Here is a 16,601-nt window from a genome sequence, read left to right as displayed (position 1 = left end):
TACATTGTGCCCGGACGCCCGGCAGCAAGGGTAGCTTACTGCGTAACATTGATCACCCATTTCACAATGGAAGCATCAATTACGGAATTAAACGTATTTAATAATGATTTGCTTTTGGTACTGGCTGTAAGCTCGTCGCGATAAATAAGGTGGTCAACACCAAGCACTTTCAGAAAGCTATCGGTATTTTCATTTACTGAATTTTTGAAACAACAAATTTTTACCTTATTATAAAATTTATTAACCTGTATACGACGCAGCGTCCGTTCAAGGTCCTTTCCCATAAACTCATAGTCAAAAACGATTACATCTGGGGTTATATCATAAATAGCCGGGAACACACCTATTTTTGAAGAAACATGCTTTACATTGGTAAAATCAGCTAATAGCTGATTTGGAAAGATTTCAGGGGCAACCAATAGTACCTTCTTAAAGCGCGTACGGATCATGCTCAGTTAAATATTAGGGAGCCTAAATATAATTTGTAAAATTCACATTGTCAAGTGATTATTAATGAGTTAAAACTAAAAAAACGGCTCATTTATTTAGAGATCATAAATTCTTTAACGTCAAAGTATCCGAAATTTAATAAACATTTCCCAAGGGTTAATTTTTTAAAGACCAGTGTTTTGTTTTGGGGAATTAAAACCCCAAAGAAATTAAAATGTAACATTTACATTACAAATACTGAAAGCACAATATTTAGAAAAATAATTACAAAAACAGGGCTGTTTTTATAATTATCGTAACAAGGCAGGCAGTAAACCAGGAGAATATTAATATTATCCTCCTGGTGTTTTATAATTATTTTACAATTTCAAAAACGGCGTTGATCTGAAAACTTAGTTTAATTGTTTTAAAAGTAATATCAGATTCAGCAGGACCGCCATTCGCATCTGCAGCCATTGACTTAAACATCATTGGGCGGGGTGCAGTGTAATTGCCATTATCAACTTCGGTAATGCTGATAGCATCGCCAACCTTATCACTAATTGCAGCCAGTAAGTAAGTTGCTTTTTCCTTTGCTGCCAACAGCGCCTTTATTTTAAGTTCGCTCTTAAGGGCTTCTATTTTTGAATAATCATAACTGTCAATATTGGTAGACTGGATTCCCTTTGGATCAATTTTATTAAGGATCTGGTTATATTTATTCAGATCGTGAAACTTAATGTTGTATTGTTTACTGGCTAAAAAGTCAGGTGTCTTTTTCTTGTTGTAAGTATTGTTCCAGCCGGATACATTATTAACGGTAAAATCTTCCTTTGCTATTCCTGCCTCTTTCACAGCACTTTCCAGTTGGTTCTCCAGCTGATCAATAGTGATCTTTTTCTTTCCATCCAGGTATTCCTGCAAAGAAATAGAAACATTAATAATATCAGGCGTCACCTCTTTTTCAGCGGTTCCACTAACTTCAATTCTGCGTCTCAAGTCAACGCTTTGCGCAAATACCCGCCCTGTAATTACAACAAGGGCTATTAAAATGGCTAATTTTTTCATGGTTGTTATTTTATAAATAGACTGTGCAGGCAAAGGTAAGTTTAATTGATAAAGACGGAAAGTCTAAAAGTTGGGGAAGTCAGTAAAGTCAGGAAGCGTGATCTTTAAATCACACTACAAACGCACCGTTTTTTATTACGGCAATTTGCGAAGTAAAAATGCGACCCATGACAGCCTTCAGCCAGTTTGTAAAACTTTGCCGTGGGACTGTTTTTACTATATCTTGTTCGGGCTCGTTCCGGGGCGTGTTATTGTCGTCAATGCGCTGGATGAAGTTATTTTCTATCAAAACAATTTCGCGGATAGCAGGATCGCGGTTTACAATTTCATCCAGTTCGGTTAGCTCGTTAAATGTAGCTTTGCCGCTTCTCTGCCTTTTTATTAAAATTTCGTAACGGTCCTGCGTAAACGTACGCCTTTCCAATGGTTTGCGATGTCCCATCTAACTTACTATTAATCAGATAAAAAGGATCAAACTACGTGCCGATGTTACAATCAATTGATTAACAGTTATTTAAAATAATAAAGTCAAGGACTTGTACCGTTTTGATACAGCACTGTGTACGGTTCCGGTCGGCTTACCGCTGTCAAATTTTTACAACAGGCTATTTAAACTCAACAATAACCGGACAGTGATCGCTGTGCATCGCCCAATCATCATAACTGCCCACCGCTACCGATACCAGGTCCTTTATAAAATCGGCTGAAGCAAAGCAGTAATCCAAATGGTACGGCTTGTCTTTATGCCGGTATAATGAAAAAGTGGCGTGAGCCTCTTCTCCCTGCGAAAACCCAAAATAATGGTGGTAAGTACTTTCTATCCCTTTTGCTAAAAGCTTTTCAACCACGGTAGAATGATTGCCCTGCCTGCGTGGCTTATCCCAAATTGTGTTGCTGTTAAAATCGCCGGCTAATATAACCGGGTTATTATTTAACAGTTGCTCATAACAATGCAGCGCCTTCCAAACCTGGCCAATGTACTGGTTAGCTTTATCAGCAGGGTTATTTGCCCAAACCCCAAAAAGCGTAAATTCCTTAGCTCCACTCACTGTTATTGGCAGGATGGTGCGAAGGTCTGCATCGTGTTCATCCATCAGCGTTAGCTTGTAATCGCCAAATGAGATTATAGCCAGCCCTTTATTCGTATTATTGCCATGCCATATAATATCAGCCGGCATAATTTCTCCGGATCTGAACTTCAGCTTTTCGGGATTTTCACATTCCGGAATGACAAGTATATCAGGCTCGTAGCACATTAACAGGTGTGCCTTATTCCTGAAAGCCATATTTGCATTCCACGTAATTATTTTCATAAACTTAAATGTAACATGTACGCAGCCACAAAACAAACAATTGCCTTTTTCATTACATTTGATTTAAACAACCCCCTGATATGAATATAAATTACAAACTCATTTTATGCATTATTTCTGTTGCTTTTTTAGCTGGATGCAAACAGAATAAAGAAGCCACAAGTGTTATTAACGCCGACGAAATAAAAAACCATATTGCCGTGCTGGCGAATGACTCACTCACCGGCCGCAGGCCTTTTACTGATGGCGAAGCAAAAGCAATAGCCTACATATCGTCACAATTTAAAAAAGAAGGACTTGAACCAGGTAACAAAGGCAGTTATTTTCAGGATGTACCGATGGTCGAGGTGACCAGTACCCCGGTTGCACAAATGGCAATAACCGGAACAAAAGGAAAAACCAGCCTGAATTACCCCATCGACTTTGTGGCTTCTACCCGCCAGGAAGTGCCTGAAGTTCAGTTAACAAACTCGCCTTTGGTGTTTGCGGGCTACGGCATAGTGGCCCCGGAATACCACTGGAATGATTATGCCGGACTTGATGTTAAAGGAAAAACTGTAGTGGTGCTGGTTAATGATCCGGGATTTAAATCGGGCAGCAGTACACTATTTAAAGGTGATACCATGACCTATTATGGCCGCTGGACCTATAAATACGAAGAGGCCGCACGCCAGGGAGCAGCAGGTATCCTTATAGTGCACCAAACAGAGCCGGCAAGCTATGGCTGGAGCGTAGTAGCCAACAGTTTTACCGGCGCCAAGTTGTACCTGCAGCAAGCGGATAAACACCTATCGCGATGCAAGGTTGAGGGTTGGATTACCGAAGATGCTGCCACAAAATTATTTACCGCCGCAGGCATCACCGGCGACTTCAGGGCGCTTGCACGCAAAAAAGATTTTAAGGCCATTCCGTTAAATCAAACTATCAATTTATCCGTTAAAACCAGGCTTAAATATTCAACATCTCATAATGTTATCGCTGTACTGAAAGGCAGTACAACCCCTGGCGAATGCGTAATTTACACCGCGCATTGGGACCACCTGGGCATTGGAAAACCAGATGCAAAAGGCGACAGCATTTATAACGGCGCAGTTGATAACGCCAGCGGCGTGGCGGCTGTATTGAATGTAGCTAAAGCGTTTGCGCATCTTAAAGACAAACCCAAACGCACCATCGTATTTTTAGCAGTAACCGGCGAAGAGCAGGGTTTGCTTGGGTCCGAATATTATGCAACACACCCCATTTATCCGCTGAATAAAACCGTTGCAGACCTGAATATGGATGCATTGGGGAGTTATGGCGAAACAAATGATTTTTCCATAACCGGTAAAGGCCAAAATGACCTGGAAGATTATGTAGCAGCATTTGCTAAGGCCGACGGCAAAAAGCTGACAGGCGATAAAAAACCCGGCGCCGGCGGGTACTACCGGTCTGACCATTTCAACTTTGCCAAGGTTGGTGTACCCGCATTGGATATGAATAATGGTGCAGAAAGCACTGCACATGGTGAGGCTTACGGCAAGCAAAAACAAAAGGAATATAACGATCAGCATTACCACCAGCCATCTGATAGTTATTCAGCTGATATGGATGCCAGCGGCATGGCGCAGGTAGCCAACCTGCTGTTTAAAGTGGGCGATAAACTAGCTAACGAAAGCACATTCCCCGGCTGGAAAAACGGATCTGAATTTAAAGTTGTGAGAGAAAAATCAATGGGAAAGTGATGATAAATTAGTTATCGGATAAAACCGCGGATACATCAAAGCAAAAGCTCCATCCGTTTTACACGCATGGAGCTTTTGCTTTACATATATGATAGAGTAAGGGAGTTTTTCAGTTTTTATGCATTACGCTCCCCCGTTGAGTCCTAGTTATTCATTTTTGCTATCTGGTAGCAATCATACGCCAGGTGCCTGTTATAATCATTCGCGATGCTTTTGTAGCTAAAAGCGTCTATCAGGGTGCCTATCCCAAGAAAACCGCCGGATAGTAAAAAAAGCACGCCTAATAAAATTTGATTGGTCATAAATCTTTGCACACCAGCCAGGCCTAAAAAACCGAATAAAGTGGCTACCAGTATGTCGGTTGGATTTTTTCGGCGACTGCTATAAACGGCCATAAAAGTGGTCATTTGATTTTGGCTGAGGCCTGCAGATGCATGATGAAGAAAGCTATATTCATCCATAGTCATGCCTGGAAATGCTGCGTATGAGGTTTGATAGGTGTCCATTTCTTTATCAGATTTAGTGTTCATTTCTTTATCTGATGTAAAACTATATCCTCAACCCAAAATTGGCAATCCAAAATAGGTTAGCAGGTAAAAGTAGTCGGTAAAAGAAGGTTTTAGAGCGGTGAAAATTCTTACCTCAATACTTAAAATCCAAAAAACAGCCCATCCTTACATTTTAAAACGCTATTTCTATTATCTGGGTATCATTATTAAAAACTAATACACTGCCCGCTGGGACTTTTATTGTGCCATTTATTTTAAATCCGTGTTCACCAATAGAGAACCCATGTAGCACCAGTTTTATCCTATCATATTTTGAAGTAAATGATCCTTCAGTCTCAGCGAAACTAATTAGTCGCTTGCCGGGATCATAGGTAATTCGTCGCTTAAAATAACCACCTTTTTCATAATCGTAACTTACGCCATCATCTTCGTAATAAACAAAACTATTGGCTGCTGTTCCATGCCAAACGTTAACTTCCAAAATCCCGTCTCCCTTTTCATTGGTGCTTTGAACTAAACTTTGCATAGGAATAATTGCGCTTGCTTTAACAAAAACAGGCAAATCAGTTAATGGCGCATCAGCTATTACCGCCCTGCCGCCTGCAAACTTTTCGCCGGTACTGAACCTGAACCAGGTGCCTGCGGGTAAATAAACTTCCTCGGTAAATTTTGTGCTTTCAACGGGTGCAACCATCAGGGCATCTCCAAACAGAAATTGGTTTTGATATTTTACATCAAATACATTGTTATCGGTAGTGTAATTTATGGCAAGCGTGCGGCTTGTTGGTAAACCTGTTTGGTGCGATTGATAAAATGACGAATAAATATAAGGCAGCAAACGGTACCGCAATTCAATATCCTTTTTTATGACGGCTTCATTTTCCTTACCCCAGCACCAAGGTTCGCGCATTTTCGTCCCCTGCATGGCATGGTTACGGAACATAGGCGTATATACACCAAGTGAATTCCATCGCACCATCAGCGCCGGCGTTGGGTCGCCGGTAAAGCCACCAATATCCACACCTGTTAATGACATCCCTGTAATGCCTAAACTGTTTACCAGGCGCTGACCCAGCAACATGTGCGCATCATAAGCAGAATTATCGCCCGTCCATATTGCCGAGTAACGCTGCGTGCCTGAATATGCCGCACGGGTAAGTACAAAAGGGCGTTTGTTACCCAGTAGTTTTCGGGTGCCCTCATAAGTTGCCTTTGCCATTTGCATTCCGTAGGCATTGCGTATTTGGGGCATGTATTTATCGCCAAACTTTACCAGCCATGGCATATTTTGTCCCCATGCCGCCGGTTCGTTCATGTCATTCCAAAAACCCTCTACCCCGGGTTCGGTTAAAGCACTAAATGCCGCACCCCACCATTCGCGTACATCTTCCCTAAAAAAATCAGGAAAGTGGCAACTGCCGGGCCATACATCTGCCGTGTAGTTTTCGCCATTAGGGTACGTGGCAAAATAATTATTGGCCAGGCCTTCATCATATTGCTGATATCCCGGTTCCACTTTAATGCCGGGATCAACTATGGTAACTAGGCGGAAGTTCATCGCTTTCAGCTTAGCTATAAAACTTTCTGGCTCGGCAAAGGTCTCTTTGTTCCAGGTAAAAATTTTAAAGCCCTCCATGTAATCAATGTCGCAATACAACACATCTGCCGGGATCTTTTCTTTGCGGAAATTTTCCGCAATATTCAACACTTCGGCAGCGCTCATGTAACTCCACCGGCACTGCTGGTACCCCAGGCTCCATAAAGGCGGCATTTCCATCCGGCCGGTAAGCCAGGTATAATCTTCTATAATTTCCCCGACGCTCTGTGCTCCAAAAAAATAATAATTCATGTCGCCGCCATCGGCGCCAAACCAACTCATTTGTTCGTTAGTGGTGGCGCCGAAATCGAAATAACTTTTATAGGTATTATCAAAAAACAACCCATAAGTTAGCCCGCTGTGCAGGCCAATAAAAAAGGGAAAAGTTTTGTAAAGCGGATCTGTCCTGGTATCGTGTAAGGGAGCATCCGTATTCCAGTTTACGTAATGACTGCCACGGCGATCAAGATTCCCGGTCTTTTCGCCAAGGCCGATAAACCTTTCATCCGGAAATAATTTTCGGTAGTTAATTACCCTGTCGCCCTGCCAGTTGATGCCGAAGCGCGGATCGTCCCCGCTTAATACCTTCCCACCGGCTGTATAAAAATTAAAGCGCAACGGTGATTTATTGATCAGGAGCTTTACTTCGGACGTAATAACAGCAATCTCACCGGCCGATTCAGTGTAATTTATTGTTTCCGAAGGGGTTTGAATTACCGCGAAGGACGGATCGTGTTCGTTAAACGAACGGCTTACATTAATCCTGATAACAGCTGGACTGTAAACCCAGATGCGGGCAATGGCTTGGTCTGTTTTGATGATGAGAACATTGCCTTGCTTATCGACGCTTTTGGCATTCCCTAATATTTCAGTTTGCATATTGTTTCCTCTAATCACTATTTAGCGAACGGATAAAACAGGATAACGTTTTCGTAATAACAAAAAATCCCGCCGTTAAGCAGGATTTCAATATCAAAAATGCATATAAACTTATGGCCAAAGGTTTGCAGGATAGGTTCCATTTTCCACCAGTTCTGAAATACATTTTTGTACAATAGGTTTATCCTCTTTATAAGTAACACCAAACCATTTTGATGCCGTTGGGATCACTTTAAATGAAGCCTGCCCGGTTTTTATCAATTTATCGGCAACAATAGGAATAAAAAATTCAGATTTCGGGTTGCCGGCATTCTCCTCAACAAATGTCTTAAACATCGGTTCGCTTTGTTTAAATACAGCCGGGGTAAATCCCCAAAAGTTCATTGATACACGGGTATCGCTGCTCAGTGCATGTTCGCCGCTTGCATCCCGGTAAGCAACGCTGCCATCTTCTTTAAAGTAAACCTCCGTGCGCTCGTTAATCTCAACCATGTTGCCGTTTTCATCTACCTTACAAACACCGCGAGATACCGTTCCGTAGTCAGATAAGGTCCTGTCAACCTGGTAACCAATCAGCGAGTAGGTATCATCGGTTACTTCGGTGGTTAAAAACCTGGCCATTTTCTCAAATGAGTCATATCCGTAAAAGTCATCCGCATTAATAACGCAAAAAGGCTCGTTTATCTGGTTCCTGGCCGCCAACACCGCATGTGCCGTTCCCCATGGTTTAGCGCGTTCTATTTCTTTGTTAATCCCAAATTGTTTCAGATCGAAGCTTTGAAAAACATAATCTGTTTCAATGCGTCCTTTTAGCTTGGGTTCAAAAATTGCTTTAAAAGGTTCAGCAAATTCTTCACGGATGATGAAGCTGATTTTTCCGAAGCCTGCTTTTATGGCGTCATATATAGAATAGTCAATAATAGTTTCGCCGTTAGGGCCAAAACCATCAATTTGTTTCATGCTGCCATAACGGCTGGCCATTCCTGCAGCGAGGATCAGTAATGTAGGTTTCATATATTTTCCAGAAGTGTCACATTAACTGTAAATATGACATTTTTATTTTAATTATTATTGTTTAATAATACTTATACGGTTAAAATGTTTTAATGGCCGTGCCTTATTTAATATATCTGAAATCCTGCCCGTCTTTAATATTTAACAGGGTTTCGTAGATCAAACGGATCACATTGTCAACATCTTCTTTATGGATCATCTCCACCGTGGTATGCATATAACGCAGCGGCAACGAGATCAATACAGACGGCACACCGTCATTTGAATACGCAAAAGCATCTGTATCAGTGCCTGTTGAACGCGATGAGGCCTGGCGCTGAAAAGGAATCTTCGCTTTCTCGGCCGTTTCTATCAGCAGTTTATTCAGGTTGTTTTGTATAGCAGGTGCATAGGAAACTACTGGACCACGACCGCAGGCAAGGTCGCCCTGGGTTATCTTGTTAATCATTGGCGTTTGCGTATCGTGCGTAACATCAGTAACAATGGCTACGTTTGGCTTAATGTGATGCGCTATCATTTCGGCACCGCGCAGCCCTATTTCTTCCTGCACTGCATTTACAATATACAAGCCGAAAGGTAATTTAACCTTATTCTCTTTTAGTAAACGGGCAACTTCGGCAATCATAAATCCACCGGCGCGGTTATCCAGTGCCCGGCCAACGTAATAACGGTCGTTCAGCACCATAAACTCGTCTTCATAGGTAATAACGCAACCTACATGAATGCCTAGCTTTTCAACTTCCTCTTTTGAAGTGCAGCCGCAATCTAAAAATATATTTTTCAGCGTTGGGGCCTCTTCCTTTTCGCCCGCACTGCGGGTATGAATAGCCGGCCATCCAAAAACAGCTTTTACTATTCCTTTATCCGTGTGAATGTCAACTCTTTTTGATGGCGCTATCTGGTGGTCAGAACCGCCGTTACGGATAACATATATTAAACCATCGCTGGTAATGTAATTAACAAACCACGAGATCTCATCGGCATGGGCCTCAATAACAACCTTGTAGGCTGCGTCTTTATTGATAATCCCAACCGCTGTTCCGTAATTATCCACATAATAATCATCAATGTAAGGTTTCAAATAATCAAGCCATATTTCCTGGCCCTTCCACTCAAAACCGGTTGGTGAAGGGTTGTTGATATACTTTTCAAAAAATGATAACGACTTATCATTTACAACAGCAATATGCTTAGGGGTATCAGGAGTTTCAGATGTTTTCTTAGCCATATTTTTAAATTTCTATACTTAGAAGCAGAGGCAAATATAAAGATATTGTCGAAAGGCGGAAATACAATTTAGCTAAGCCTCTCAGCACTAAGGGGCTGAACTTCAGCTAAAATATCCGGCAAAAGGGGCAGGTAAAAGGGATGGTTCCTTTCCCCTGCTACGTAACAAAGTTTCAATTAAAGCATTATTGAGGCGTCATCTACCTCAATAAAAATCGCAATAAATGGCTGCAATGTTGCTTACAACTCGTCATTATTGCACAAAAAAAGAGCCTGCCAACGGCAAGCTCTTTAAAAGAATTTAAAAAACGGTTATTTAAAATCGTCAGGAGTTACCCCGGTATTTATTTTTACATCCGTTACTGTCATTTCAAAGGTTTGATCCTGCCCACCGGCAGACTGTGTTATGGTTTGCTTGTACGGCTGCAATATATTACCCGTTTTGCGGTAGTCGCCAAACTCAAGGGTTACATTTATACTTACATTATTGGTTACCGTGGTGCTTTCATTTTTTACCAGCAGCTTGCTTTTAACGTCATAATACTCTGTTGATGTTTTGCCTGTTGGGTCGGTAACACTCACCTGGTAAGCATCGGCTCCGTTTACTTTTTGAATACCCTTTACCGCCAGCTTAAATGCAGAGTTGGTTAAGTAGTCAAGCTGTTCGGTTAATGAAGTGAACACTTTCTTTTGCGCTACTTCTTCAGCAGTCATATCCTTTTTATTTGGGCCTTGCTGCTGGTAACCTTTTTCGCCGTCAAATGCCTCTTTCATTACGGTGTTGCCACCCATTGTAATGGCCATAGCCTCTTTGTTAGGCGCCATTTTTTTCTGCACAACGCTAAGCTTCATGCCCTGCATGCTCATATCCAAAGTGGTAACGGTTGAGGTTACCTTCTTCAGTTCAGTAGCGCCGCCAACGGCATCAATGTATCCTTTAATAATATCAGTTGCCTTTACAGCGGGTACCGTAGCAGCCGAAGCGCCTTCAGTTACCGGGCTGGCGTAGTTATCATAAAGCTTAACAGGATATCCGCTTTTCTTAAGCCCCTCAAGCATCTGGGCAGCACCGCCCACTACCACCACGCGGGTATTATCATAGTTAAAATACTTTTGGGCCACGCGTTGTATATCATCAGCGGTTACTGCATTTACCTTTTGCAGGTAAGTTTTATAAAAATCAGCAGGTAAATCATTGATCAGGATGTTGCTTGCAAATGTTGCCGTACGCGCAGGATCTTCCAAACCAAGCGCAAAGGAGCCATTATATAAAGCCTTTGCAGTGTTGAGTTCTTCGTCAGTTACTTTTGTTGTCCGAATCCTTTTTACCTCGTTAAGCATTTCAGTAACCGCACTGTCCACCTTTGCATTCCGTACAGAAGCCGAGGCATCAAATGTTTCCTGGAACCTGCCGGTACCCAATGATGAGTATGAACCGTAAGTAAAACCATGCTTTTCGCGCAGGTTCATAAATAAACGGCTTTCTGCGCCACCCCCTAAAATGTAGCTGGCCAATATTGCAGGGAAATAATCAGGATTGTTTTTTTTGAGGTCAACCAGGTTAATCACATTGATCTCTGATTGTACTGCACTTGGCACATCAACCACATCAATTTCGGTTTTGGTTGGGTTAGCTACTTCTGCAAGCTTAGGTAAAGTAAGTGTGGCGCCTTTCCAGCTGCCCAGTACCTGGGTAGCTAAAGCTTTAGCATCAGCAGGTTTAATATCACCAATTATGGTTAAATATCCGCGTGATGGGGTAACATACTTAGCATAAGCATCTTTAATATCCTGTAAAGTTAACGCCTGAACGCCTTCTTCAGTTTCAAATTCGCCGTTGGGATGCGTTTTACCATAAGTTAGGGCATTATTTACCCTGGCTGCAATGGCAGCAGCGCTTTTTGCTGAAGACTTTAAATTGGTTATTTCCTGGGTTTTCAGTTTATCGAATGATTCCTGTGTAAAAGCAGGCTCTTTAAGCGCGGTACCCATCAGGGTAAAGGCCTCTTTGAAATAACGGGTAAGTGCTGATGCATAACCACCGGCCGAGTTCAGGCTCACATTTGCGCCCATTTTTTCAACCGATTCATCAAACACCGCTTTGGGCATGGTTTTAGTACCCTCGTTCAGCATAGAGCCCATTAGGTTTACCACACCGGCTTTGCTTCCTTCGGTAACAGGGCCAACGTCAATTAAATAATTGGCTGTTACCTTTGGCAGCGTATGGTTTTCAACCACCAAAACTGTAATGCCGTTGGGTAAAATAAACTTAACCGGGTCTTTTATAGTTAAAACGGGGGCAGGCCCGGGTTTAGGCTGTTTGGTGCGGTCAATTGTTTGCGCCTGTGCATATTGCATAAATAATGCGCCGGCAGCTATAATTATATATTTCTTCATGATGTTTTCGTGCTATAAATTAATTATTGAGCTTTTCCTTTTCCGGGCAAATAATACAATACCAGGCGCTGGTTTGGGTTAAGGTACTTTCTTGCTGCTTCCCTTATTTCTTCCCTGGTTATAGAGCGGATCTCTGTCAACTCCTCGTTAACGTGGCCGGTATCTTTGTGGTAAAAAGTATAACCGTTGGCCAGGTTTTCGGCCAGCCCAACCATACGGGTATTTGCGCTCACAAAATTGTTTTCAAACTGGTTTTGCAACTTCTGATACTCTTCAGGGCTTATCAGGTCGGTTTGCAGCTTTTTAATTTCCTCATCCATATCAGGCAACAGGCTCGCAGGTGCAGCGCCGCCGTTTGGAAGGGCTCCTACTATATACATGCCGTAGTCTTCAAGGGCATAGTTAAATGCAACTACCTGCAGCGCGTTCTTCTTCTCATCAACCATTTTTTTGTACATCCTTGAACTGGCACCGCCCGAAAGCACAGACGAGATCATTTGCATTACCTTTGAATCATGACTGTCGCGGCCGGGCACCCGGTATGCTTCAATCATAAAAGGGATTTGGATATTGGCATCGTAAGCGGTATCTGTAACCTGTTTGGTTATTGGGGCCTCCTCAACTTTTTTGTAAACAATATCGGCACCACGCGGTACATCGGCAAAATAGGCTTTAACCAGTTCTTTTGTTTTTTCGATATTAATATCGCCGGCAATGGTTAATACTGCATTGTTAGGAACATAGTATTTTTTAAAGAAACCTTTAAACTCATCCAGTTTGGCTGCGTCCAGATCCTTCATTGAGCCAATTACCCCATTATGATAAGGGTGGGTTGGAAACAAGCCTTCGCTGATATAGGTAATTAAATTACCATAAGGACGATTATCAAGGCTCTGGCGCTTTTCTTCTTTCACCACTTCATTCTGTGTTTTTACGCCAATTTCATTTATCACCGGGTGCATCATGCGTTCGCTTTCCAGCCACATACCGGTTTCCAGCTGATTTGACGGGAACACTTCGTAATAAAAGGTCCTGTCCTGGGTGGTGTTGGCGTTGTTTTGGCCGCCATTGGCTGATACCACCTTCATAAACTCGCCGCGCTTTATGTTTTCGCTGCCTTCAAACAACAGGTGCTCAAAAAAGTGGGCGAAGCCTGTACGGCCCACCGACTCATTTTTCGATCCTACATGATACATTACAGTAACGGCCACAACAGGTGCCTTACTGTCGTTGTGCAGAACTACGTGCAAGCCATTTGGCAAATCGTATTCTGTAAATTCTACTTTTTGCGCTTTGGCCTGTACGCCCAAAAGGCAGACCGCTGCGAGTGCGCAAAAAACGTTTTTCTTTATTTGCATATTGTGAATTTGATTTATTGATAAAAGTATTAAATTGTTTTTACATCGCACCTATACAAACTATCTTGTTAGTTAATTTTTTTGAACTTTATAATTAAACAATTCAATTAATGTTTAGCGTGTATAATTATTTGCCCATTCGCTTTTAATTAATTTAGAACCTGTCCAAATAACAATTGTACATTCGCCTGACTTCCTTTTACCTGCATTTTTTGTAAATTCGCCGGATTGACAAGCCGTTAACCGGTTAATGTCTATTCTTTTACTTTCACCTAAAGATCAAATAAAATGGCTTTTGATTTAGATATGATCAAAAAGGTTTACGACCGCTATAGCACCCGCGTGGCTGCTGCCCGTAAAGCGACCGGTAAACACCTTACTTTAACCGAAAAAATATTATACGCCCACCTTAGCGAAGGTGATGCCCATAAAGCATTTGGCCGTGGTGTTGACTATGTTGACTTTGCACCAGACCGCGTTGCCATGCAGGATGCTACTGCGCAAATGGCTTTACTGCAGTTTATGCAGGCTGGCCGTCCGCAGGTTGCCGTGCCTTCAACTGTACATTGCGATCACCTGATCCAGGCTAAAATTGGCGCTGATGAGGATTTGAGCACCGCTAAAGATGTTAATAAAGAAGTTTATGATTTCCTGGCTTCGGTATCTGATAAATACGGACTGGGCTTCTGGAAACCGGGTGCAGGTATTATTCACCAGGTTGTTTTAGAGAACTACGCATTTCCAGGTGGAATGATGATAGGTACAGATTCGCACACCCCTAATGCAGGTGGCTTGGGTATGATAGCTATTGGTGTTGGCGGTGCCGATGCCTGTGATGTAATGGCAGGCTTGCCATGGGAGCTAAAATTCCCTAAACTGATAGGTGTTAAATTAACCGGTAAACTATCAGGCTGGACCTCAGCAAAAGATGTTATTTTAAAAGTAGCCGGAATCCTGACCGTAAAAGGCGGAACGGGTGCTATTGTTGAATATTTTGGCGAGGGTGCGCGTTCACTTTCTGCAACAGGTAAAGGCACCATCTGTAACATGGGTGCCGAAATTGGTGCAACCACCTCTATCTTCGGGTATGATGAAAAGTCTGCAACTTACCTTAGCGGCACCAAACGTGCCGATATTGCTGAACTTGCAAACGCTGTTGCCGAACACTTGACCGGCGACCCTGAAGTTTACGCCAATCCGGAGCAATATTTTGACCAGGTTATTGAAATTGATCTGAACGAGCTTGAACCGCATGTAAATGGTCCGTTTACGCCTGATTTGGCATGGCCGATCTCTAAATTTGCTGCGGCGGTTAAAGAAAACGGCTGGCCTGCTAAGCTGGAAGTTGGCTTAATTGGCTCATGTACAAATTCATCATACGAGGATATTACCCGTTCGGCTTCTATCGCTAAACAGGCTATTGATAAACATTTAAAAACAAACGCCGAATTTACCATTACCCCGGGATCTGAACTGGTACGTTATACCGTTGAACGGGATGGTTATTTAGGTACGTTTGAAAGCATGGGCGGCGTTGTGCTGGCAAATGCCTGCGGCCCTTGTATTGGTCAATGGGCACGTCATACCAACGACCCTACCCGCAAAAACTCTATCATCACATCGTTTAACCGCAACTTTGCCAAACGCCAGGATGGTAACCCCAATACCCACGCTTTTGTGGCATCGCCGGAGATTGTTACCGCGTTTGCTATAGCTGGCGATCTTACTTTTAACCCGTTAACCGATACTTTAACTAATGCCAAAGGCGAGCAGGTTAAGTTTGACGAGCCGGAAGGCCTCGAGATGCCGTCAAAAGGTTATGCAGTTGAAGATGCCGGCTACCAGGCACCTGCCGAAGATGGCAGCAGCGTTGAGGTTAAGGTTGACCCAAGATCATCGCGCCTGCAATTGCTTGATCCGTTTACTGCATGGGAAGGTACTGACATTACCGGCTTAAAACTGTTAATTAAAGCAAAAGGTAAGTGTACTACCGATCATATCTCTATGGCCGGCCCTTGGTTAAAGTTCCGTGGTCACCTGGATAATATTTCAAATAACATGCTGATTGGCGCCATCAACTATTTTAACAATACTGCCGACAGTGTTAAAAATGAGCTGACAGGCGAATACGGACCGGTACCTGCCACCCAACGCGACTATAAAGCGCATGGCATAGGTTCAATTGTTGTAGGCGATGAAAACTATGGCGAAGGCTCATCACGCGAGCATGCTGCTATGGAGCCCCGTCACCTGGGTGTACGTGCCATACTGGTAAAATCATTTGCCAGGATCCACGAAACCAACCTGAAAAAACAAGGTATGCTGGGCATCACCTTTGCCGACAGCAATGATTATGATAAAATCCAGGAGGACGACATCATCGATATCACCGGTTTAACAACATTTTCACCTGATAAACAATTAACCGTGGTATTGCACCATAAAGATGGTTCAACAGAATCATTCCAGGTAAACCATACTTATAATGCGCAGCAAATAGAATGGTTTAAAGCCGGCGGTGCATTAAACATCATCAGGAAGCAAATGGCTTCGTAATTAATTCGTACTTAGAATATTTAAGCCTTCTCATTTATGGGGAGGCTTTTTTGTTGGCATTTACCTGTAATAAAATTATTACTTCACCACGCTAAACCGGTAGGTGTTTTCCCGGTCTTAAGGTTATAATCAAAACCTTAAACTTATGAAACGTTACCAGTTTATCATTTTAGGATTCGCCTTCCTGCTCTCGTCCTGTGCATCCGTATCTTATTTTGGCGACAGGTACACCCCCGTAAAGTCAGATGTGGAAATTTATTATTCGGTGCACGATGTTAAAAAACTGTACAAAGTTATTGGCCGTTTAACCAGCCCTAATTATAACCAGGAACGGTTGAAGGCAGAACTAAAAAACTATGCCCGAACCGTAGGCGGCAATGCCGTTGTAATTAATAAGCCGGATGTTACCAACGACGGGCAGTCAGTAACTGTAACTGCTGATGTGTTGCGGTATGCGGATGAATAAGGCTTGTGGTTTCGCATTGCTAAGCGTCTTACTGAATGATTAAATGATGTTGCATTCGATAAAC

The 16,601-nt window shown here is 42.6% G+C and carries 13 protein-coding genes; 3 read left to right on the top strand and 10 right to left on the bottom strand.

All coding sequences use genetic code 11. The features are described from left to right. Window positions 1-35: 35 nt before the first annotated feature. The 4 genes from MuYL_RS04875 to MuYL_RS04855 form a co-directional block, all read right to left on the bottom strand. A complete protein-coding gene (locus MuYL_RS04875; RefSeq protein ID WP_094569460.1) occupies window positions 36-449 on the bottom strand; it encodes a hypothetical protein in 414 nt (137 codons plus the stop codon). A 355-nt stretch (window positions 450-804) separates the two neighbouring features. After that, the gene (locus MuYL_RS04865) at window positions 805-1,497 is read right to left on the bottom strand and encodes an SIMPL domain-containing protein (protein WP_094569458.1); all 693 of its coding nucleotides are present in this window, start codon (window positions 1,495-1,497) and stop codon (window positions 805-807) included. A 109-nt stretch (window positions 1,498-1,606) separates the two neighbouring features. Next, window positions 1,607-1,939, bottom strand: coding sequence for a hypothetical protein (locus MuYL_RS04860; protein ID WP_094569457.1), 333 nt, complete (start codon window positions 1,937-1,939; stop codon window positions 1,607-1,609). Window positions 1,940-2,102: 163 nt separating this feature from the next. Beyond that, complete coding sequence (locus MuYL_RS04855) at window positions 2,103-2,810, bottom strand: exonuclease/endonuclease/phosphatase family protein (RefSeq protein ID WP_094569456.1); 708 nt, start codon at window positions 2,808-2,810, stop codon at window positions 2,103-2,105. An 80-nt stretch (window positions 2,811-2,890) separates the two neighbouring features. Between MuYL_RS04855 and MuYL_RS04850 the strand changes: the two genes are divergently transcribed. Continuing rightward, complete coding sequence (locus MuYL_RS04850; protein WP_094569455.1) at window positions 2,891-4,534, top strand: M28 family metallopeptidase; 1,644 nt, start codon at window positions 2,891-2,893, stop codon at window positions 4,532-4,534. A gap of 143 nt (window positions 4,535-4,677) precedes the next feature. Here the strand turns inward: MuYL_RS04850 and MuYL_RS04845 are convergent, their stop codons facing one another. The 6 genes from MuYL_RS04845 to MuYL_RS04820 all read right to left on the bottom strand — a co-directional run bounded on the left by MuYL_RS04845 (window position 4,678) and on the right by MuYL_RS04820 (window position 13,515). Continuing rightward, a complete protein-coding gene (locus MuYL_RS04845) occupies window positions 4,678-5,064 on the bottom strand; it encodes a TM2 domain-containing protein (protein WP_094569454.1) in 387 nt (128 codons plus the stop codon). A gap of 151 nt (window positions 5,065-5,215) precedes the next feature. Next, complete coding sequence (locus tag MuYL_RS04840; protein ID WP_094569453.1) at window positions 5,216-7,519, bottom strand: glycoside hydrolase family 31 protein; 2,304 nt, start codon at window positions 7,517-7,519, stop codon at window positions 5,216-5,218. A gap of 111 nt (window positions 7,520-7,630) precedes the next feature. Beyond that, on the bottom strand, window positions 7,631-8,533 hold the full coding sequence (locus MuYL_RS04835) for a nucleotidyltransferase family protein (protein ID WP_094569452.1): 903 nt from the start codon (window positions 8,531-8,533) through the stop codon (window positions 7,631-7,633). Between the two features lie 103 nt (window positions 8,534-8,636). Continuing rightward, window positions 8,637-9,761, bottom strand: a complete 1,125-nt coding sequence (locus MuYL_RS04830) for a M42 family metallopeptidase (protein ID WP_094569451.1) — start codon at window positions 9,759-9,761, stop codon at window positions 8,637-8,639. A 311-nt stretch (window positions 9,762-10,072) separates the two neighbouring features. Continuing rightward, on the bottom strand, window positions 10,073-12,157 hold the full coding sequence (locus MuYL_RS04825; RefSeq protein ID WP_094569450.1) for a M16 family metallopeptidase: 2,085 nt from the start codon (window positions 12,155-12,157) through the stop codon (window positions 10,073-10,075). Between the two features lie 23 nt (window positions 12,158-12,180). Then, window positions 12,181-13,515 carry a M16 family metallopeptidase gene (locus MuYL_RS04820; RefSeq protein ID WP_094569449.1) on the bottom strand — a complete coding sequence of 445 codons (1,335 nt, stop codon included), beginning with the start codon at window positions 13,513-13,515 and terminating at the stop codon, window positions 12,181-12,183. Window positions 13,516-13,803: 288 nt separating this feature from the next. Between MuYL_RS04820 and MuYL_RS04815 the strand changes: the two genes are divergently transcribed. Both MuYL_RS04815 and MuYL_RS04810 read left to right on the top strand, forming a co-directional pair. Further along, window positions 13,804-16,071, top strand: coding sequence for an aconitate hydratase (locus MuYL_RS04815; RefSeq protein ID WP_094569448.1), 2,268 nt, complete (start codon window positions 13,804-13,806; stop codon window positions 16,069-16,071). Window positions 16,072-16,216: 145 nt separating this feature from the next. Continuing rightward, complete coding sequence (locus MuYL_RS04810) at window positions 16,217-16,537, top strand: hypothetical protein (RefSeq protein WP_094569447.1); 321 nt, start codon at window positions 16,217-16,219, stop codon at window positions 16,535-16,537. Window positions 16,538-16,601 lie beyond the last annotated feature (64 nt).

Origin of the sequence: Mucilaginibacter xinganensis, from assembly GCF_002257585.1 — a bacterium.
Classification (GTDB): Bacteria; Bacteroidota; Bacteroidia; order Sphingobacteriales; family Sphingobacteriaceae; genus Mucilaginibacter; species Mucilaginibacter xinganensis.
Note: the sequence above shows the minus strand (reverse complement) of the source record. Positions and strands in the feature narration are given on the sequence as shown.